General features: G+C 56.1%; 16 protein-coding genes. 4 read left to right on the forward strand and 12 right to left on the reverse strand.

Features of this window, described 5'->3' with window-relative positions; genetic code table 11:
* Positions 1–83 precede the first annotated feature (83 nt).
* Positions 84–1,472 carry a ribosome biogenesis GTPase Der gene (gene der / locus WCS52_15325; protein MEI6168553.1) on the forward strand — a complete coding sequence of 463 codons (1,389 nt, stop codon included), beginning with the start codon at positions 84–86 and terminating at the stop codon, positions 1,470–1,472.
* Positions 1,473–1,780: 308 nt separating this feature from the next.
* On the forward strand, positions 1,781–4,624 hold the full coding sequence (locus WCS52_15330; GenBank protein MEI6168554.1) for a vitamin B12-dependent ribonucleotide reductase: 2,844 nt from the start codon (positions 1,781–1,783) through the stop codon (positions 4,622–4,624).
* 6 nt (positions 4,625–4,630) lie between these two features.
* Here the strand turns inward: WCS52_15330 and WCS52_15335 are convergent, their stop codons facing one another.
* The 5 genes from WCS52_15335 to purN form a co-directional block, all read right to left on the reverse strand.
* Positions 4,631–5,707: a glycosyltransferase gene (locus tag WCS52_15335; GenBank protein ID MEI6168555.1), complete on the reverse strand. Its 1,077-nt coding sequence runs from the start codon at positions 5,705–5,707 to the stop codon at positions 4,631–4,633.
* A 5-nt stretch (positions 5,708–5,712) separates the two neighbouring features.
* Complete coding sequence (locus WCS52_15340) at positions 5,713–6,963, reverse strand: tetratricopeptide repeat protein (GenBank protein ID MEI6168556.1); 1,251 nt, start codon at positions 6,961–6,963, stop codon at positions 5,713–5,715.
* 16 nt (positions 6,964–6,979) lie between these two features.
* On the reverse strand, positions 6,980–7,069 hold the full coding sequence (locus WCS52_15345) for an AURKAIP1/COX24 domain-containing protein (GenBank protein MEI6168557.1): 90 nt from the start codon (positions 7,067–7,069) through the stop codon (positions 6,980–6,982).
* Positions 7,070–7,110: 41 nt separating this feature from the next.
* Complete coding sequence (hisG, locus tag WCS52_15350; protein ID MEI6168558.1) at positions 7,111–7,998, reverse strand: ATP phosphoribosyltransferase; 888 nt, start codon at positions 7,996–7,998, stop codon at positions 7,111–7,113.
* Between the two features lie 69 nt (positions 7,999–8,067).
* A complete protein-coding gene (gene purN / locus WCS52_15355) occupies positions 8,068–8,712 on the reverse strand; it encodes a phosphoribosylglycinamide formyltransferase (GenBank protein MEI6168559.1) in 645 nt (214 codons plus the stop codon).
* Between the two features lie 116 nt (positions 8,713–8,828).
* Between purN and WCS52_15360 the strand changes: the two genes are divergently transcribed.
* Complete coding sequence (locus WCS52_15360; GenBank protein MEI6168560.1) at positions 8,829–10,682, forward strand: ASKHA domain-containing protein; 1,854 nt, start codon at positions 8,829–8,831, stop codon at positions 10,680–10,682.
* A gap of 43 nt (positions 10,683–10,725) precedes the next feature.
* Here WCS52_15360 and WCS52_15365 read toward each other — a convergent pair whose 3' ends face one another.
* The 6 genes from WCS52_15365 to WCS52_15390 form a co-directional block, all read right to left on the reverse strand.
* Positions 10,726–12,303: a 3-phosphoglycerate dehydrogenase family protein gene (locus WCS52_15365; GenBank protein ID MEI6168561.1), complete on the reverse strand. Its 1,578-nt coding sequence runs from the start codon at positions 12,301–12,303 to the stop codon at positions 10,726–10,728.
* A 93-nt stretch (positions 12,304–12,396) separates the two neighbouring features.
* Complete coding sequence (lon, locus tag WCS52_15370) at positions 12,397–14,871, reverse strand: endopeptidase La (GenBank protein MEI6168562.1); 2,475 nt, start codon at positions 14,869–14,871, stop codon at positions 12,397–12,399.
* Positions 14,872–14,945: 74 nt separating this feature from the next.
* A complete protein-coding gene (locus WCS52_15375; protein MEI6168563.1) occupies positions 14,946–15,935 on the reverse strand; it encodes an aldo/keto reductase in 990 nt (329 codons plus the stop codon).
* Positions 15,932–16,816: a sugar phosphate isomerase/epimerase family protein gene (locus WCS52_15380; protein MEI6168564.1), complete on the reverse strand. Its 885-nt coding sequence runs from the start codon at positions 16,814–16,816 to the stop codon at positions 15,932–15,934. The genes WCS52_15375 and WCS52_15380 overlap by 4 nt, the downstream gene beginning before the upstream one ends.
* A 12-nt stretch (positions 16,817–16,828) precedes the next feature.
* Positions 16,829–17,986: a Gfo/Idh/MocA family oxidoreductase gene (locus WCS52_15385; GenBank protein ID MEI6168565.1), complete on the reverse strand. Its 1,158-nt coding sequence runs from the start codon at positions 17,984–17,986 to the stop codon at positions 16,829–16,831.
* A 56-nt stretch (positions 17,987–18,042) separates the two neighbouring features.
* Complete coding sequence (locus tag WCS52_15390) at positions 18,043–19,146, reverse strand: Gfo/Idh/MocA family oxidoreductase (GenBank protein ID MEI6168566.1); 1,104 nt, start codon at positions 19,144–19,146, stop codon at positions 18,043–18,045.
* A gap of 189 nt (positions 19,147–19,335) precedes the next feature.
* Here WCS52_15390 and WCS52_15395 point away from each other — a divergent pair, with 189 nt between their 5' ends.
* On the forward strand, positions 19,336–20,172 hold the full coding sequence (locus tag WCS52_15395; protein MEI6168567.1) for an AraC family transcriptional regulator: 837 nt from the start codon (positions 19,336–19,338) through the stop codon (positions 20,170–20,172).
* Positions 20,173–20,178: 6 nt separating this feature from the next.
* Here the strand turns inward: WCS52_15395 and WCS52_15400 are convergent, their stop codons facing one another.
* Positions 20,179–20,955, reverse strand: coding sequence for an RNA methyltransferase (locus tag WCS52_15400; GenBank protein MEI6168568.1), 777 nt, complete (start codon positions 20,953–20,955; stop codon positions 20,179–20,181).
* Positions 20,956–20,967 lie beyond the last annotated feature (12 nt).

Genomic DNA, 20,967 nt, shown 5'->3' on the forward strand with positions numbered 1-20,967 from the left:
TGCCAGTCAATTCGCACGCTCGACATGGATTGCATTGTACAATGAAATGGCGTATGTTCTCCGGCGAAAGACGAAACATACCCATGAATACCATACCCAATCCAATCCCTCTGCCCGTTCATCCTGTCGTGGCGCTTGTCGGACGCCCCAATGTCGGGAAATCAGCCCTGTTCAACCGCATTCTCGGCCGACGCCTCGCCATTGTTCACGAAGAGTGCGGGGTGACCCGCGACCGCATTGTCGCCCGGTCGGAATGGAATGGGAAATGCTTTGATCTGGTCGACACCGGAGGACTGACCAAATTCAACCGCGCCACCAATGCCAACGTGATCGAAGCCGAAACACGCCAGCAGGCGGAAACCGCGATTGAGGATGCCACGTTGGTTATCCTCGTGGTCAATGTTGAAGATGGAATCCTCCCGATCGACAAGGAGGTTGAACGGCTGATCCACCAGAAGGGCACTCCTGCAGTGGTGGCGGTCAACAAGTGCGATAATCCCGACCGTAGCGAACTGGACGCCGCCCCGTTTGAGCGTCTGGGTTTCCCGGTATTCAGCGTATCCGCCCTGCATAATCTCGGACTTCAGGAACTGTTGGATCATGTCGCCGCCCAGCTTCCGATCACTCCGCCGGAACCCGTTCACGAACCATTGAAAATAGCGATTGTCGGCCGGCCCAATGTGGGAAAATCCTCTTTTATCAACCGCGTCATCCGCAAACAACGCGTCATTGTTTCAGACGTCCCCGGCACCACCCGTGACAGCATTGATGTTCCGTTGATCATTGGCAGCGGGCCCACCGCACGCCATTACCTGCTTACGGATACGGCCGGGATGCGCAAAATGGGTAAGGTGGATGGGGCCGTGGAGCGCTACAGTGTGTTCCGGGCCCAGGCCAGCATTGAACGCGCGGACGTAGTCGCCCTCGTGCTGGACGCCACCGTCGGCCCCACGGGCCACGACAAAACCATTGCCAGCCTGATTGAAGAACATGAAAAGGGTTGCGTGGTGATCGTCAACAAATGGGATCTCATGGCCGACAAGGCCACTCAGAAGGAATACCTTACCGCCCTCTCACGCGAAGTCCCTTTCCTGCACTGGGTCCCCATCCTTTTTGTCTCGGCCAAAGAGGGGTATAACATCCGTCAATGTCTTGATGCCATCGATCAGGTGGCAGAACAGATCCAAACCCGGATCCCGACCGGCCTGCTTAACCGCACGATCATGAAGGCCTACGAACGGGTTCAACCCCCTGTCATTAAAAACAAGCGCTTCAAAATTTATTACGCCACCCAACTTGGCATCAAACCCATACGGATTGGCTTGTTTGTCAATGATCCCAAGCGCCTCCCGGATACCTACCGCGAATTTCTGGTCAATTCCATGAGAAAAGCGTTCGGATTATTAGGCGCCCCCGTCATTTTCATCGCAAAAGAGCGGTCAAGAGCCCAGTTTGTGGCTAAACCCGAGTAAACTAGCTGTTGTATGATGGATGTTTTATATCCACAATGGATGGTATGCAAAACCCCATATAATTCGCTGTTTTTCGACATTATTATTTACAGATGTAATCGCAACATGTTATTAATGAACATGTTGTGATCTTAATCAAAAAACGAAACGCTGATCAGAAAAGTCTAAAATTTTTCTTTTTTCTCATTGCGTACCACAATCTGTAGTGGTAACCATTGAGGCGTCGGATGTGATGGCGCAATATTTTGTGCTATCTGTTCAATAAACATCATTTTTTTCACAAGTACAAGTTCCAGGAGAAATGCGTCATGATCGAGAGTAAAGTTGATTCAGCTGAGCCGAAACGTTCGAAAGCCACCCGTTCAGTCAAAAGTAAGTCTAAACATAAGGGTCTGTCGGTGAACCGGGTGTTTGCGCCAGCAGGAACGGATCCCTACGAGGGAATTGAATGGAGCCTCCGCAAGGCCTCGATTACTGATGACAAGGGGAAGGTTATTTTCATCCAGGACAATATTGAGGTTCCCAAAGCCTGGTCGATGCTCGCCACCAACATTGTTGCCTCAAAATATTTCTATGGGGGTGTCAAAACCAAGATTCGCGAAAGCTCAGTCCGGCAACTGGTGGATCGCGTTGCCCGGACCATCGCGGATTGGGGCAAGGCGGAGGGCTATTTCGCCACCCCTGACGATGCGGAAAATTTTTATGCCGATCTCGCCTGGTTGTGCGTGAACCAATTCGGCTCATTCAATAGCCCGGTCTGGTTCAACGTCGGCCTGCACCAGGCCTACGGGGCCACCTCGGACAGCCGCTCCAGTTACTACTACAATTCCGAGGCCGATAAAATCGTCTCGTCCCGCGACAGCTACAAGCACCCCCAGGCGTCCGCCTGCTTCATCCAGTCAGTAAAAGACACCATGGAAGACATCATGCGTCTGGCCGGTACGGAGGCGATGTTGTTCAAATACGGTTCCGGGACGGGCACGGACCTGAGCTCCCTACGCAGCAGCCGGGAAAAACTCTCCGGTGGCGGGACCCCGTCCGGCCCCTTGAGTTTCATGCGGGTCTTTGATCAGGTCGCCGCTGTCATTAAATCCGGAGGCAAAACACGCCGTGCCGCCAAAATGCAGAGTCTTAAAATCTCGCATCCGGACGTCATGGATTTCATCACCTGCAAAACCAATGAAGAGAAAAAAGCATGGGCCTTGATCGATCAGGGCTATGATGGCTCTTTCGGGGGCGAAGCCTATGAGTCCGTCATGTTCCAGAACGCCAACCTGTCCGTGCGGGTCACCGATGACTTCATGAAGGCCGTTGAGAATGACGGCGACTGGCAAACGCGCTCGGTCACCACCAACGAAGTCGTGGAAACCCTGCCCGCCAGCAAACTGATGCACCTGATGGCCGAAGGCACTCACCTGTGCGGGGATCCGGGCATGCAATACGACACGACCATCAACAAGTGGCATACCTGCATCAACAGTGGCCGCATCAATGCCAGCAATCCCTGCTCCGAGTACATGTTCATCGACGACAGTGCCTGCAACCTGGCGTCCCTGAACATCATGAAATTCATGAAGGATGACGGCACGCTTGACGTTGAACGCTTCAGCGCCGCCGTCCGTACCTTTATCATTGCCCAGGAGATTCTGGTCGGCTGTGCCAGCTATCCGACCGAGGAGATTGCCACCAACTCCTACCGCTTCCGTCCGTTGGGCCTCGGGTATGCCAATCTCGGCGCCGTGCTGATGAGCCTCGGGCTCCCCTATGACAGTGACGAGGGGCGCGCCTTTGCCGCCGTGGTCACCGCCATCATGACGGGGAACGCCTACGCCGCGTCTGCGGAACTCGCCACCGTCAAGGGAACCTTCGTCGAATATCCCAACAACCGTGAGCCCATGCTGAACGTGATCCGCATGCACGCCAATGCCCTGGTGGACATGGACAGCACATTGTGTCCTCCGGAACTCTACAAGGCGGCCGGGTCCATCTGGGCCAAGGTCCAGACGAACGGGGCCAAAAACGGCTTCCGTAATGCCCAGGTCACCGTCCTGGCCCCCACCGGCACGATCGGGTTCATGATGGACTGCGACACCACCGGTATTGAGCCTGATCTCGCCCTTATCAAGTACAAGCAACTGGCGGGCGGCGGGTTGATGAAGCTGGTCAACCGCACCGTGGAATCCGGTCTGCGCAAGTTGGGCTATAACGGCAGCATCGAGCGCATCCTGAAGTACATCGACGAACAGGAAACCATTGAGGGTTCACCCGACCTGAAAGACGATCACCTGCCCGTTTTTGACTGTGCTTTCAAGGCCAAGAAAGGGTCCCGCTGTATTTCCTACAAGGCGCACCTGAAAATGATGGCGGCCGTTCAACCTTTCCTCTCCGGCGCCATCAGCAAGACCATCAACATGCCCAAGGAGGCCACCGTGGATGACATCATCCAGGCCTACATGGACGGCTGGAAAATGGGGCTCAAGGCCATCGCGATCTACCGGGATGGCTCGAAACGGACTCAACCGCTGAATACCAGCCGGTCTGATTTTGATGGCAGCGACAAGGACACTGAGAGCAAGCCCAATGAAGGACCGAAGCCGACCCTGCGTGCCCGCATGCCGGCAACCCGCAGTTCCATCACCCATAAATTCGCCATCGCAGGGCATGAGGGGTATATGACCGTCGGCCTCTACGAGGATGGCCGCCCCGGAGAATTGTTCATTACCATGGCCAAGGAAGGTAGCACCGTGGGCGGCATTATGAACGCCTTCGGGACCGCCATCTCGCTGTGTCTGCAATACGGGGTACCGCTTCGCGCCCTGGTCGGGAAGTTTTCCCACAGCCGGTTTGAGCCCAGCGGGTATACCGATAATCCGGACATTCCCATCGCCAAGTCCCTGGTGGACTACATCTTCCGCTGGTTGGAATTCACCTTCCCCGCCGGCTCCATCCCGGAACTCGGACAATCCACAAAAAAAGCCGCCGCTTTAGCCGTGCCGCAGGAGCCTGTGGAAATGACGGATGCTGAAAAAATGCTGAGTCAGATTCAGAATCAGGAAGATTCGCCAGTCTGTGACCAGTGCGGACACATTACCACCCGTAATGGAGCCTGCTACCGCTGCCACAACTGCGGAAACTCCATGGGCTGTTCGTAAGCGGAATCAACGCCCCAGCAACGGGGCAAGATGAACACGGAGTTCCCGGGCAAGATCACGCGTCTTGAGCTGGAGCACCCGTTTATCCTGCCCCGCCAACAGGGCGGCGCGCAACGCCGGTTCACGGGAGAGCCGGCCCATCATTTCGGCAATCGCCTCGAACTGCTTCTCATGGACCAATACGCCTGCCCCGCCGAGGGTTTCGGGCACCGCACAGGCCGCATAGGCCAGCACCGGAACCCGGTGGACCAGACTCTCAACGAGGGGGATGCAGAACCCCTCATGCTCACTCATGCAGAGGAAGACCTGCGCACTCCGGTAGCAGGCATTCAGCTGGGCCTGGGGAATCGAGCCGGTAAACACAACATTCTCCAGTTTAAGATCCCGGGCCATCGTCACCAGCAGACGATGATAGCGCTCGGTCCCCGCAAATGAGCCGGCCAGGATCAGGCGTGAATGGGGTTCCACTCCCTTCTGGAAATAGGCAAACGCCGACATCACATCCTCAATTTTCTTATTCGGAGCACAGCGGCCGACAAACAAGATATTCACTTTGCCATCGCCGAACTGGCGCACGACCGACCGATCCGGCGTGCCGCCCAACTTCCCGAAATCCAGCATCAGGGGGAAGACCGCCGCAGGGGGATACCCCCAGGCGGTGAGTTCGCTGGCATTAAAGGCGCTGTCCGCTAAATTGACGGTCGCCACCCCGGCCAGTCCGGCCGCCTGCTTCCGGCCCCGTGCCAGATCGGCGGCCGTGGACGGTTGAACCAGCTGATAATAGTCAGGCGGCGTAATATTGTGATAAAGGATCGCTTTTTTAACAGGCAAGTCACGGAAAAGGTCATTGGCCTGAGACCCGATGGAAAGATGCAGCAATACCACATCCCCTGGCTGGCTCCCCTGTCGTAACTCATTAAGATCGGAGGCCTCAGCCCGTAATTCAGGGAGAATCCGGCGCTGCTCACAATAAATTTTGGAGTCAAAGCCCCAGTCCCGGAACAAGTCGCGCATCACCAGCGCTTCATTACTGATGGCATCGCCCCGGCTGAATCCCGCTACTAATTGATGTATCGCGGCCATGGATTTCACCGTTTCTTTGAGGCTTTTCGTGCAGCACGAAGATGCTCCACAATCGCCGGATCATCGCCTAGTTTCTTTAACGCCTGGATCAGGGTCTTTTCGGCCGTGCGATAATCACCTTGTTTATACTGGATCCATCCCAGCGTATCCAGATAGGCCCCATTGTCAGGCTCCTGCACCAGGGCCTTCTTAATGTAGCTTCCCGCCTTGTCAAGGTTGACGCCCCGCTCGGCCCACATATAGGCCAGGTAGTTCAAGGCCTCAGAAGACTCTGGATTGGCGGCGAGATAGCGGAGCAGATACCGTTCCCCGTCCTCCCATCGCCCGACCCGCTCGCAGGTATTGCCATACCAGAAGTAAAAGAGCGGTTGCAACTGAGTCGCGAGGGAGGCATTTCCCTCAACTCGGCGGGCCACGTCATCAAATTGCTTTACGGCCTCGCCATATTGATCCGCTTGCATGGAGAGTAACGCCATCACCACCCGGAGTCGCAGATCTTCAGGATGGGCTTTCAGGAGCACCCCGAACTCCGCCAGGGCTTTGCGCTCCTGCCCCACCGCCACATAACATCGGGCCAGAGCCTCACGCACCGCATCATGGCCGGATTTGTAAGCCAGGACCTGCTCAAAGAACGGAATGGCCCCGGGGACATCCTGCCCCGAAACGAAAAGATACCCAACCGCCTCACAGAATTCGATCAGGGGTTGCGGATCCTTCACCTGGCGCAAGCCATCCAGGACAACCCCCATCGCCTTGCGGGAGTCGCCCGCCATGGCCCGAAGAGTGCCTAGCCGGATGTACCCGTCAGGACGTTCAGGCGCCAGGCGGATGGCCGCTTGAAACTGCCGGACCGCCTCCTTCGGATTGCCCTGGGCCTGATAGACAGACCCTGACAGCAACCGAATTTCGACCACATCTGGATGAGCGCGTTCAAGCGAGTTCAGGACCGAAACCGCCCCCGTGTAATCCTTCCTCCCGATGTAATCGGCCACCACCTTGAGGTTAAGGGGGATGTGAGCGGGATCAAGCGCGGCCGCCTGCTTAAAATGAAAAAAAGCCGATTGCCCAGCTCCTAACGAGGCCTCTGCGATCAGGCCCTGGCTATAATGAGCCAACGCCTCGCCCAGGTTCGCATCAGCCGCTGATAAAGAAAGGGCTGAACCGGAACTGGCCAAACGAGGCGTCTGTTGGAACGTACTGCAACCGGCAATTACAAAGAGTGGAGCCAGCGCGAGCCATTGTGTAACTGCTCGCATGATCCCATTCCCTGCCTTACTTGTTCTTATGCCGCAGGGCCTTCATGCGTTTCTTGTATTTGTGCTTCGACATTTTAGACCGGCGTTTTTTCTTGATAGAACCCACAGTATGCTCCTTTACGTTAACCAACTACTTAAATTTGAAGTTTATCGGATTACTTTGTTCAAAGGCAACTCGATTATGCCTTCAGCGCCGACTCGTTTCAATTCCGGAATAATCTCCCGGACAATCTTCTCCTCGACTACTGACTCAATGGCCACCCAGCCATTCGTGCTCAAATGATTGATCGTCGGGGCGTGCAAGGCCGGCAGGATCTTGGACACAGCGTCCACTTTATCCACAGGGGCGTTCATCTTTAGCAGCACCCGCGACTCGGCGGCCAACGCCCCTTGCAACAGCATGGCAATCTGTTCCACTTTCGCCCGCTTGAATTCATCTTTCCATGCGGTTTTGTTGACAATGAACTTCGTCGTAGACTGCAATACCACATCCACAATACGCAGGTTATTAGCGCGCAAGGAGGATCCGGTTTCAGTCAACTCGACTATGGCGTCCACCAATTCCGGAACCTTTACTTCCGTGGCCCCCCAGGAAAACTCGACCTCGGCCTCCACCCCATGCTGGGCAAGATACCGCTTCGTGAGCCCGACGGCTTCGGTCGCAATCCGCTTCCCCTGCAAATCTTTGACGGACTTGACGGTAGAGTCATTATGAACCGCCAACACCCAACGCACGGGGCGCATCCCCTGCTTGGCATAAATCAGGTCAGCCACCTCATGAACATCCGAACCATTTTCCTGAATCCAGTCATATCCGGTGATCCCGGCATCCAGAACCCCCAGCTCAACATAACGGCTGATTTCCTGGGCCCGGATCAGGCGCCCTTCAATTTCAGGATCATCGACGTTGGGCAGATAGGAACGGGATCCCACTGACACCTTGAAGCCGGCCTTCTGAAACATGGCAAACGTGGAGTCCTGAAGACTGCCTTTAGGTAAACCTAATATCAATTTTTTCATATTCATGCCTTTCATCCGTAACCCCTGCGCATTCTGGGTAAAAGCGGGTGGATACTAGGGGAAGGAGGGGTCTGTCGTCCATCATTATCTTATGAGCGGGGCCGATGGTCTCAAACGGACCCGCCGCCCATCGACCTGAAGACGGCCCTCCGACAACAACCCGAGCGCCTCAGGCAAGGCAAGATGCTCCTGCTCCTGGATGCGGGCATGCAACGTTTCAGGAATGTCCTCATCCAGGATCGGCACCACTTTCTGTAAAATGATTGGCCCGGTATCGGTACCGGCATCCACGAAGTGAACCGTACATCCGGCCACCTTGGCTCCATATGCAAGGGCCTGCGTCCAGGATTCCATGCCAGGGAATGCCGGCAACAACGCCGGATGAAGATTGATGATCCGGTTCGGGAAAGCGGATAACAGCCCCCCCTTGATGATTCGCATGAACCCCGCCAGAACGACTACGTCAGCGCCATAGCGGCGCAGGGCTTCCAGATATCTGGACTCTCCCTCGCCGTCCAGTTTCGTCCTGTAGGGCGCGGCACTGACATATTCAGCCGCGAGGCCTTGCTGGCGCGCCCGCTCCAGAATAAAGGCATTTTCAACATCAGACAGAACGCAAACCACCCGGGCTTGTAAACGTCCCTCCGCAATGGCATCAAAAATTGCCTGGGCATTACTCCCTTTGCCGGAACCTAAAATCGCAATCTTCAAGGCGGTGTTTGCTTTCATCGGGCCTATGATAAATGGCGACCCCACCCCTTACAAGCCTAAGCTTGAACAGACACGGTTTGCCATCCACGAGGCTTTCCTGTAACGTTTTCACCAATTCGTCGCAGGGATTCAGCATGATTCAAAAAGAAGTCAAAGTCATTTTCGAACCGTCAGGACGGACAGTATATGCCCTGCCGGGCACCATTCTCCTGGAAGTAGCCGCCCGCGCCGGCTTTATTATCCACACGCCCTGCGGGGGAGCGGGGAAATGCGGGAAATGTATCATCCGCATCCGCCACGGCAAATGCCCTCCTACTCCCTCGGAGGCCGCCGTACTCGGTGAGATCCGCACCACCGAGGGATTCCGGCTCGCCTGTCTGGCCCGGGTCACCGGGCCGCTCACAATTGAAATCCCGGCCTCCTCTCTGTTTCAGTCGGACCAGCAAATCCTGACCACCGATGTCGGCGGCCACATGACGGTCACCCCGCGCGTCATCAAGACGTATATTCAACTCCCCCCCCCGGGGCAGCATGATGGAGGGTCTGACCTGGAGCGTTTGAGGGAGGTCATCGGCAACGGCCCGGTCTCCCTCTCCGCTCTGCAACAGCTGCCTGATGTGCTCCGCTCTTCGGGGTACCGAGTGACCACCGTGCAGGTGGACGGAGAGTTAATTGCGATTGAACCGGGCGATACCACCCCTGACTGTTTCGGGGTGGCGTTCGACATCGGCAGCACTACACTGGTCGGCACCCTGGTGAATTTGACCACCGGCGAAGATGTCGCCGTAGAGGCCTGCGTGAATCCGCAAACCTCATTCGGGGATGATGTGGTCGCGCGCATCCAGAAATGCCGAAGTGAGCCCGCTGGACTTGCCCAGCTTCACTCCGCCGTCCTGGAGGGGGTCAATAAACTCATTGATGACCTGGCCCTGAAAACCCGGATTTCCCCCGATCGTATTTACGAGGTGGTGTTCGCCGGTAACACGACCATGCAGCAAATCCTCTGCGGCATCAACCCGTCCGCCTTGGGAGAAATGCCCTTTATGCCGGCCTTCCGCGAGGCTTTGGAAGGCGAGGCCACCCCTCTCCAGCTGCACATTCATCCCCGCGCCAAATTCTATGTTTTTCCTCAAATCGGCGGATTCGTGGGAGGCGACACTACGGCAGGCATTCTAGCCACCCGCCTTGACCAGGCCACCGGCCCGACCCTCCTGGTGGACATTGGAACGAATGGCGAAATTGTACTGGCCCATCAGGGAAATCTGCTGGCCACCTCGGTCGCCGCAGGCCCCGCCTTTGAAGGCGCCCGTATCACCCACGGGATGCGTGCGACCCACGGCGCCATCGAAAAAGTTATCCTGGATGGGGATGTCCGCCTGAACGTCATCGGGAATACAAAGCCTTCGGGCATTTGCGGGAGCGGCCTGATTGACGTCGCGGCAGAACTACTGCGTCTGGGAATCCTTGAGTTTACCGGACGGATTCTGACTCCTGCCGAGGCTCCGCCCATGCTGTCCCCCGCCCTTCGCGCAAGGCTTGTTGAAGAGAACGGCGAAACCCATTTCCTCCTGGTCTCAGCCGATGACTCGGCTACCGGCTCACCCTTGTTGCTCTATCAGCGGGATATCCGGGAGCTTCAGTTAGCGAACGCTGCCATTCGCGCAGGCATCAATATCCTCCTGAAAAACGCGGGGCTTGAGCCGGACCAGCTGGACGCCATCCTCCTCGCCGGAGGGTTTGGTAATTTCATCAGGCGCAATCATGCCAGACGGATCGGAATGCTTCCCCCCATTCCCTGCAGTAAAATCAGGTTTGTGGGGAATACCGCCTCGTTTGGCGCCAAGCGCGCACTCCTGTCGACCTGCGAAAAACGCACCGCCGCTTCATTCCTCGACAAAGTCCGTCATGTGGATCTCTCCCTTGATCCCGACTTCATGAACGAATTCAGCAATGCCATGCTGATGCCCGAGGAAGATAGTGAACAGTGAGCAGTGAAATTCTGTTTACTGCGTGTTGCCTACTGCCAACTGCCTACAGCGTTGCCCCGAAGGCCATGCCTGCGCCCAGATCCGTCGCCAGCTTCTTAACCAGCTCCTTGCTGGCTGGCGCATTAAGCCGGAAGATCGCCAGGGATTGATCCGTCTGGGGGTGATGCGAATGCCGCACGTCCTCAATATTCAGCTTCGCCTCCGCCAGCGCCGCGCCAATGTGGCCAACCACACCCGGACGGTCCTTGTACTGGAAGCAGACCACATGCCCCTTGGGTTCGAAGTAGAGCTTCTCGAACTGGTTGATACGGGAGATCATCACGGTCCCCTCAGCCACGGTTCCCCGCACACTCACCTGACGCAGCGTGGACACGTCTAGTGACCCCGTCAAATCTATGGTCATGGAACTGGCAAACCCCTTGCGATCATCGGTATCCCGGCTCTGATAGGTCACCCCGCGGCCTTCCAGGAATTTCTCAGCCGCCTTGGAGTCCATCGAACAGTCGATTTCTTTCCAAAGTGCGGATACCACGGGAACAATCAACCAGCCCCTAAACGGTTTCAGCGCACCGTAACAGCTGGTCTCAATCTGCTTCAGGTTCGTTTCCTTGCCCAAAGCCAGACCGGCCACCCGGGCAATCGTATTGGCAAGGTCACAGTACGCCTGATCCAGACCCTCGGGGATATCGCGATTGACGATATACGAGGTCATGCCCTTCTCATCCAGCTCAATCAGCTGTTCGGCCGCCCGTTTGGCCGCCATCAAGTTAGCTTCTTTCGTGCTTGCGCCGAGATGGGGGACCATAATATCGGCAATATCAGCCACCGATTTCGGACCCGCCTCATCCTTGGGATAGACATCGTTCAGGAAACGCAGTCCTTTTTCCGCCTTGAGCTTGCGAAGCGCCTCTTCATCAATCACCCCCGCGCGGGCGCAATTGATGATGGTCGCCCCTTTCTTCATCAATCCCAGAAGTTTGGTGCTGATCAGTTTCTTCGTTTCAGGCGTCTCGGGAATATGAAGCGACACATAATCCGACTTGGAGAAGAGGGTTTCCAGGTCGACCAGTTCCACATCCATCTGCGCGGCACGTTCCGGAGAGATCAAGGGATCATACCCGAGGAATTTGCAACCGAAGCCCGACAGTCGCGTCACTACCAGGCGCCCGATATTGCCCAAGCCGACAATGCCCACCGTCTTGCCAGCCACCTCACGTCCCATGAAAGCCTTTTTCTCCCAGTCACCCGCCCGGCAAGAGGCATCGGCTTTGATCAGATGGCGGGCATCCGCCAGCATGAGCGCAATGACTTCCTCGGCAACCCCATTGGAATTGGCCCCCGGCGTGTTCATGACATCCACGCCTTTCTTGCGGGCATATTTGATATCAATGGTGTTATACCCGGCGCCAGCCCGAATCACGACCTTGAGCTTGGGCAGCACCTCCATCAGCTGAGCCGTCACGGCCTCGCTGCGGACAATCAGGGCATAGGCATCCGGATGCTGCGCGCATAAGGCCGAAATATCACCGCTGTCATCTTGGAAAACCTCGTAATGCCCGTTTGCCTTCAACAACTCCTGGGCCACTTTATCAAGTTTGGTTGGAATCAGTACTTTCTTCATGATTACTCTCCTGGGTCACATTCACTCGTAAGAAAAGCCGCATTATACGTCTTCACGCCACCAAATCAAGAAGCGGCTTTCAAGCGGTCGGGCTTACTTCCGCCGCTTTGCACCCGTTTTTTTGACGAGGGGTTTCGCTTTGAAGCACAGGTTCACCACGTCTTTGAACGTCGCCACGAAATGCGGCTTCAAGCCCTTGCGGATATGTGCGGGTAATTCCTCGAAGTCTTTTTGATTCTCCTTGGGGAAAATCAAATCATTCACTCCCGCCCGTTTGGCCGCAATGGTCTTTTCCTTCAATCCCCCGATGGGCAGGACAAAGCCGGTCAATGTCAATTCGCCCGTCATGGCATAATGCGCCCGGATCGGCTTCTGGATGGCCAGGGAATACAACGCGGTCGCCATGGTGATGCCTGCCGAGGGACCATCCTTGGGCGTGGCCCCTGCCGGCACATGGAGATGAATGAAATTCTTCTCAAAGAACGCTTTGGCCTTCGCATTGCCCGTCAGAAATGACCGGACATAGGTGTAGGCGATTTCAGAAGATTCCACCATCACACTGCCCAGCTGCCCCGTCTGTTTGAGTCCCGGGGTCTTGGATTCCACCTGCGTCGCCTCGATATATAAAGTCGACCCGCCCATCGCCGTCCAGGCCAGTCCCATCACCACCCCTACCCTCGGCTTCTTGTAGGGATCGGCCTCGGAGAACAGCCGCTTGCCCAGAAGCGTAACCACCCCCTTGAGATTCACCTCAACGCGCTGCACCTTTTTCTCAACGATCTGTTTGGCCGCCTTGCGACACAGCTTCTTGATATGGTTTTCCAGGCCGCGTACGCCCGGCTCACGGGCATACCCGTCAATCATCTCCTTCAGGGCCGGGTCATCAATCACCAGTTGCTTCGCTTGCAATCCGTGCGCTTTCAGCTGCTTGGGAATCAGGAATTTGCGGGCAATCTGGAGTTTCTCCTCCAGGATATATCCGGCCAGCTTGATCACCTCCATGCGGTCCAGCAACGGCGCAGGGATAGTGTCGAGCTGGTTGGCCGTGCAGATGAAAAGCACATTGGACAAATCGAAACGCACATCCAGATAATGATCGAGGAAGTCCTTGTTCTGTTCCGGATCCAACACCTCCAGCAACGCCGAAGCCGGGTCCCCGTGATAGCTGGCCCCGATCTTATCCACCTCATCCAGCATGATCACGGGATTCTGGGTTTTGCAGACCTTGATCGCCTGCAGGAATTTTCCCGGCATCGCCCCAATGTAAGTGCGGCGGTGGCCCTTGATTTCGGCTTCGTCGCGCATGCCGCCGACCGAAAACCGGTAGAATTGGCGTCCGATACTACGGGCAATGGATTGCCCGATGGAGGTCTTTCCCACCCCGGGCGGCCCGACAAAACAGATAATGGAACCGGAAATATTCCCCTTGAGAATCCCGACCGAGAGGAACTCCAGAACGCGATCCTTGACGTCTTCCAGGCCATAGTGATCGGTATTCAGGATGGAACCCGCTTTCTTGATGTCGTAACTATCCTTGCTGAATACACCCCAGGGCAATGAGGTCAGCCAATCCACATAGTTACGGCTAACGGTAAATTCCGGCGAGTGGGGCTCCATGATCCCGAGTTTATTCATTTCCTCGTCAATCCGCTCCTTGGCCTCATCCGTCAGGGTCAACTTGCTCAGGCGTTCCTTGAATTCATCCAGCTCGGTTTCCTTGCCTTCCTTGACCAGACCCAGCTCTTTCTTGATCGCCTTGAGCTGTTCCCGCAAAAAGAAATCACGCTGCTGCTTGTTGACTTTCTCCTCAATCTGCTTGTTGATTTTCACCTGCAGGCGGGAGATATCAATTTCCTTCTTAAGCAGCAACAGGACCTTCTCGATCCGGACACGGATCCCGAACGCCTCCAATACGTCCTGAAGGTCTTTCCCCGTGGCCGTCGTCATCGCGGCGGCAAAATCAGCCAGCCGGCCCGGTTCCTTGATATTGGAACGGTTCAAGAAGAGATTGAGCTCCTCCTTGAAGAGCGGATTTAACTGCAGCAGTTCCTTGATCGCCGTGATTATGGACAATGAATAAACACGAAGTTCATCGTTGTCCGACATTTCCGTTTCGACGACATAATCGGGACTGACCACGATATACGGGTCCTCGGAAATCACATTCTTGATCCTGAACCGGTCCAGAACGCCCACCATCAGCTGCAGGGGTGAATCGGAAGAAGGCTGACTGATCTGCAGGATTTCGGCAATGACGCCCACTTCATAAAGTTCAGAGGCACGCCGGGGAATATGGCGTTCCGCTTCCTCCTCGCCGTTCCTGGCCAGAACGAGGCCAATGAACTTGGAGGATGACTCCGCCGTCGCCGTCAGCATTTCCTTGAGGGCCGCATCATCAATGCTGAGCGGCACCATCATTTTTGGAAATAGCGGGCGAGTCATCAACGGCATGACCGGCAGGGTATTCGGGAATACAAACCGGGTCGGCATGATCGTCTTCGTGTCCGGTCGATGCCCGGGTTCCTGTCCCATTACCTCAACCGTCTCATCAGGTTTGGTTTCCGCCATAATGAACCTCCCTCTCAACACATCCGTTTGAGGTCATTATGACGTTTGGGGCACCAGAAGCAAGTGGAACCGCACTACGAAACGGCGGCCTCAATAGCGGTAAGCTCTTCGGGAGTGAAGGTGCGCTGCTCAAGAGCCGCCACATTTTCCCTGAGCTGGTCAGGACGGCTGGCCCCGATCAGGGCAGATGTGACCCGCGGGTCACGCAGCACCCAGGCCAAGGCCATCTGGGCCAGCGTCTGCCCGCGGGCTTTCGCCAGGCGCTCCAGTTTTTCCACTTTGGCCATCAGGTCATGGGACACCCGGTCTTTCGGCAGAAACGGGCTGCCCCGGCCGGCACGCGAATCGGCGGGGATACCAGTCCGGTATTTCCCGCTGAGCAATCCCTGCGCCAGGGGTGAAAACGGAATGACCCCGAATCCTTCCTCCGCTGCAACCGCAAGCAGTTCTTTTTCGATCGCACGGTCGAATAAATTATAACGGGGCTGATGAATCAGGCAGGGGGTCCCGAGGGCACGCAGGATCCGGGTGGCCTGACGCGCCTGATCCGCAGGATAATTTGAAATACCGGCATACAGGGCCTTACCCTGGCGAACGGCCGTGTCCAGCGCCCCCATGGTTTCCTCGAGGGGCGTCTCCGGGTCGGGCCGGTGATGATAAAAGATATCCACATACTCGAGCCCCATGCGCCCGAGGCTCTGATCCAGACTCGCTAGCAGACTTTTGCGGGAACCCCATTCGCCATATGGTCCCGGCCACATGTTGTAGCCAGCCTTGGTCGAGATGATCATTTCATCGCGCCAGGGCCGGAAATCGCGGGCCAGCAGGGTGCCGAACAGCCGCTCCGCGGCACCGGGAGGCGGACCGTAATTGTTGGCCAGATCGAAGTGCGTGATCCCCAGATCAAACGCGGCCGCAAGCAGGGCGCGCCCATTTTGATAAGACTGTTCTTCACCGAAGTTTTGCCACAAGCCCAACGAAATCGCAGGGAGTTTCACCCCGCTACGCCCGCAGCGGTTGTAGATCATCCCGGCATACCGCTCACCAGCGGGGGTGTAACTCATTTCAGCTCAGCCTTCACATCGGCAATCATCCGCTCAACGCGCCGGCCGTATTCAACGTAGTTGTTGTACATGATGGCTTCCGAGGTGGTGATTTTATCGTCATGGAAGACGACCGCCAGATGCGGCTCAATGGAGATCCCGCCCTCATAGCCACGAGACAGGAGATCTTTCAAAATACGGCGGACATCGCCCTGACCTTCGCCGGCATGCGTGAAGATCTGTTTTTGACCAGCCTCATCCCAGATCCCATCCTTGATGTGAATATACGCCACATGGTCTTTCACATGGGAATAGAACTCCCAGGCCGACTGGCGTGGCCAGGGCTTGGGTTTGGCGTAATCGGGAGTAAACACCGGGTTGCCCGTATCAAAAACGAGCTTGAGTCCGGGCACATTCTCCAGCATGCGCAGGGTGTAGGACCAGCCCATGCCCCCGTAGTTCATGCAGTTCTCATGCACCGGCGTGATCCCGGCATCAGTGAACAGGGCCACCAGCTCGCGCAATCGACGAAAGCGTTCAGCCTCCATTTGATCATCCGGCGCACGATCCTTTAAGACGGCAAAGCTCATGATACGGATCAACTTGGCCCCCAGCCGCTGCATCCTGGGGATGGCGCGCCGGGTCTCAGCCAGGGAGGAATCCATCGGGTCGGTAATCAGCTTGGCCCAATTGGCAACCGCCGAGCCGAAACAGTTGATCGTGATGCCCGCCTCCTTCAATTGTCCCGCCACACGGTCGAAGTCAGCGTCGGACAGATCATGAATATTCGTTCCGTTCACATTACGGGATTCAATATTCGTCCAGCCCAATTCCCGGGTGGCCTTGATCTGGCCTTCGATGCCTTTGGACGCTTCATCTGCAAAACCGGTTAGATACAACATGGGGTACTCCTGTTACTTGACTGATTTGCTCATATCCTGTTGAGCCACTTCACGGGTTACCTTGACGAACCGCGACTCCTTGATCTTCTTTTTCAGCATGCGCTCATACGCCGCCCCTGACAGGGGCATCTCCACCGTCTTGCCGATTTCCGACGAATACAACATGGCGTTGCCTAGTTCGACGGATTTGATGCCCTCTTTCGCCGGCGCGATCAAAGGGGTACCGGACACGATGGCATCAATGAAATTCTGTAGCACCTCGGCATGCTGGCCGCCATTGCCGGTGACGGGGATCTGGACATTCCAGACGGGGGGTGTGCCGAATTTCTCCGGAGAGTCCCGCAGAAAATCGCTGACCGACACTTCCGTACGGATAAATCGCAGCTCATTGTCTTCCAAGGTCAACCGCCCATGCTCGCCGGCAATCTCAAGCCGGTTCACCCCGGGGGCTTCGCCGGTGGATGTGATGAACACCCCGGTGCAACCGTTATTGTAACCCAGATGCGCCGTCACTTCGTCTTCGACTTCGATGTTGTGTTTGCGACCGATGCTGCAAAAGCCCCGCACGCGATCAGGCATGCCAAACAGCCATTGCCAGAGATCCAGATTATGCGGGCATTGGTTCAGCAACACGCCGCCACCTTCACCGGCCCAGGTGGCACGCCAGCCGCCGGAGGCATAATAACTTTCAGTGCGGAACCAGTTCGTGATGACCCACGTAATACGATCTAATTTTCCCAGATCCCCACGTTTCAGCATTTCCTTGATCTTCCGGTAATGGGGATCGGTACGCTGATTGAACATGGCGGCAAAGATCTGCCCCTTCTTCTGATGGGCCGCAATCAATCGTTCACAATCCGCCTTATGCACCGAAATCGGCTTTTCCACCAGCACATGCAACCCGGCCTTCAAGGCGTCAATCCCGATGGTGGTGTGCGCATAATGGGGAGTGACAATGAGTACGGCATCACAGATCTTGGCCTTCAACAACGCCTTGTGATCGGTGAACGCCGCACATTTATAGGTGGCCGCCGCAGCCTCCGCCCGATCTTTGACGACATCACAGACGGCCACCAGCTCCACATTTTTAGTTTTGGAGAGATTCCCTAAATGCAACCCCGCCATTCCTCCAATACCCACAACACCCAGTCTTACGTTTTTGATAGTCATAATGTCCTTTTCTTAAAACCCGGCGCCGACAGAGCGGCGCCCTCCATTTAATATGGCTACTTGATTCGTGATTCTTTGATCTTCTTTTTTAACATGCGCTCATAGGCTTGCGCATTCAATGGCAGTTCCACGGTCTTGCCGGTATCGGAGGAATACAAGATCGCGTTGCCAAGTTCTACCGCCCGGATCCCCTCCACGGCCGGCGCAATCAGCTTGGTGCCCGAGATGATGGCATCAATGAAATTCTGAAGAATCCCGGCATGCTGCGGCCCCTGATCAGGCATGGCCATCTGAATGTTCCAGACCGCAGGGCGGTCATATTTTTCAGGCGAATGCTTCAGGACGTCATTGGTGGAAACCTCATTGCGGATGAAGTTCAGGCCACCATTCTCACTGACCAGCTTCCCGCGCTCCCCGATAATTTCCAGCCGATTGGTTCCCGGCGCTTCACCGGTGGACGTGATGAACACCCCCGAGCTGCCGTTCTTGTACTCCAGATAGGCCGTCACCTCGTCCTCAACTTCGATGTTGTGCTTGCGCCCGATTTTGCAGAACCCCCGCACCTGGTCGGGCATGCCAAACATCCATTGCCACAGATCCAGATTATGAGTCGCCTGATTCGACAGCACGCCCCCGCCCTCGCCGGCCCAGGTGGCGCGCCACTCGCCCGCATCATAGTAACTCTGGGTCCGGAACCAATCGGTGATGATCCACGTGATCCGGTCCAGCTGCCCCAACTCACCCTGCTCAATCATATGCTTGATCTTGCGGTAAAGGGGATCCGTCCTCTGATTAAACATGGCGGAAAATACCTGCCGTTTGTTTTTATAGGCGGCCAGCAGACGCTCACAATCCGCCTTGTGAACCGAGATCGGCTTTTCCACCAGCACATGCAGCCCGGCCTTCAAGGCATCAATCCCGACCGTGGTATGCGCATAGTGGGGGGTCGCAATCAGAACCGCATCACACACCCCGGCCCTGAGCAATGCCTGGTGATCAGTATAAGCCGCACACGCATAAGTGGTGGCCGCCTCATTCGCCCGCTCTGCAATCACATCACAGACGGCGGTCAACTCCACCTGTTTGGCCTTCGCAATGTTTGCCAGGTGGCCCCGCCCCATCACACCGACTCCAATGACACCCATTCTCACGTTCTTCATGAATTGGTCACCCTCACGGATTAATAGAATAAATTGCCAAAACGATCTCTTTTTTTTAATATGTCAAAGCCCGTCTGATCCTGCAGGATTAAGCTGCAATCATTAATGACTCTTGAAACTTTACCTCTTTTATCGACAAAATGTCCATTTGATAACTGGCCAAATATATGTATATTCTAGCCAATACAGATGAATAAACGGACCCAGAAATTCAAGGAACGGATATGTGTCCATGCAGGTGCAAGAGGTGAATTTGAACCGCCACTACGGATCTCGGCGGCGATTGTTTCACGCTGGGGCCCTGAGGACAACTTTACCAGACAAGACCGGCCCAATGTCTCCCTCAGTCTGGTCACCTTCGGCAATGCCATCTTCGAACAGGATGGCCGCCGGGGTGTGGCGGAACGGGGTACCCTCTTTATTGCGCATAAGGGAAGCAGCCAACTGTTCCAAACGGGCAGTGAAGGCGTCCTGCATAAACGGTCGCTTATTCTGGAAGGGGCGGCGATGGACGCCATCCTGATCTCCTTACGTCTGACAGGTATTGATTCCGTCAAACCACGCAACCTCCCGTTGACCATGTCCCTCTTCAGGAGGGCCAATCACTGTCTGGCCGAAAAGAAAACCGGCTTCCTCCGTGAAGCATCACGACTTGCCTGGGATATCCTGATATCCTGCGGGGAAGGCTTGTCAGAAGACTGTCCGGAAAGCCTTCGTCAGGCGATGGATTTTGTGCAGACCAGTGTGCATCGCCCGGTTCATCTCCAGGAGATTGCGAGGGCCTCGGGACTATCGGTTCGACACTGCACCCGGCTATTCCAGGAGCACACGGGCTTCTCTCCGATCCAGTATTGCATTCAACAGCGCATGATCATGGCCGAAAATCTGGTGGTGAACACGGGCGAACCGTTCAAGCAAATCGCGGCATCGCTAGGCTACGAGGATGCCCTGCATTTCTCCGTGCAATTCAAACATCACTTCAAGATGAGCCCACGCCATTACCGGGAGCAGGCGCGCGGCGGCTGACCCGGGTCACCTGCGTTGACGGCGGACTTCGTAGAAAAAGATCCCGGCGGCCACAGCGGCATTCAAGGAATCGATCCGGCCGGTCTGCGGAATGCTCACGGTATCATCACAGTGTTGCAAAAGCTGAGTTCCGGGCCCCACCCCCTCATTCCCGATCACAATCGAAATCCCCTGCCTGAAATTGTAATCCATGATGGGGCCGGCCGCTTTTTCGCTGGCCGCCACCACCTTGACCCCTTTGGCTTTCAAACGGTCCACCAGAGCTCCCAAATCCGGCACCCTGACAATCGGCAAGCGGTTCACCGCCCCGGCGGAGCTGCGGACGACCATACTGGTGACCCCGACCTGACCTGAGTCCGCAATAAACAGGGCATGGGCACCAAAGATCTCACCGGACCGGATAATGGCGCCAAAGTTATAGGGATCCTGGACCCCATCCAGGATGATGCAAAAGGGCGAGGTCGGCAGTGACGCCATCACGGCGGCCTCCTCCGCATAAGGAAACTCCGTCATGCGCGCCAGGTAGCCCTGATGTTCGCTGGTGTGGCAAAGCCGGGTTAATTCATCCGGTTCAGCAATGATGGGAGTGAGGTGCTGACGGGCGGCCAGAGCCTGCGCCTGAGCCAACGGCTCGGCAGGGAGGAGGCGGGACAGATAGAGATCAGAAATCTCCCATCGGCCCGCCGCCAGGGTCTCCACAATCGAATTACGGCCCCAGATCCAGCACTTCTGGTGACTGCCGAGAAGTCGTTTCTTCCCCTTACCCCGATGGTGTCGTTCCATGCGCCTTACAGC

It is taken from the genome of bacterium, from assembly GCA_037128595.1.
Taxonomy (GTDB): Bacteria; Verrucomicrobiota; Kiritimatiellia; order CAIKKV01; family CAITUY01; genus JAABPW01.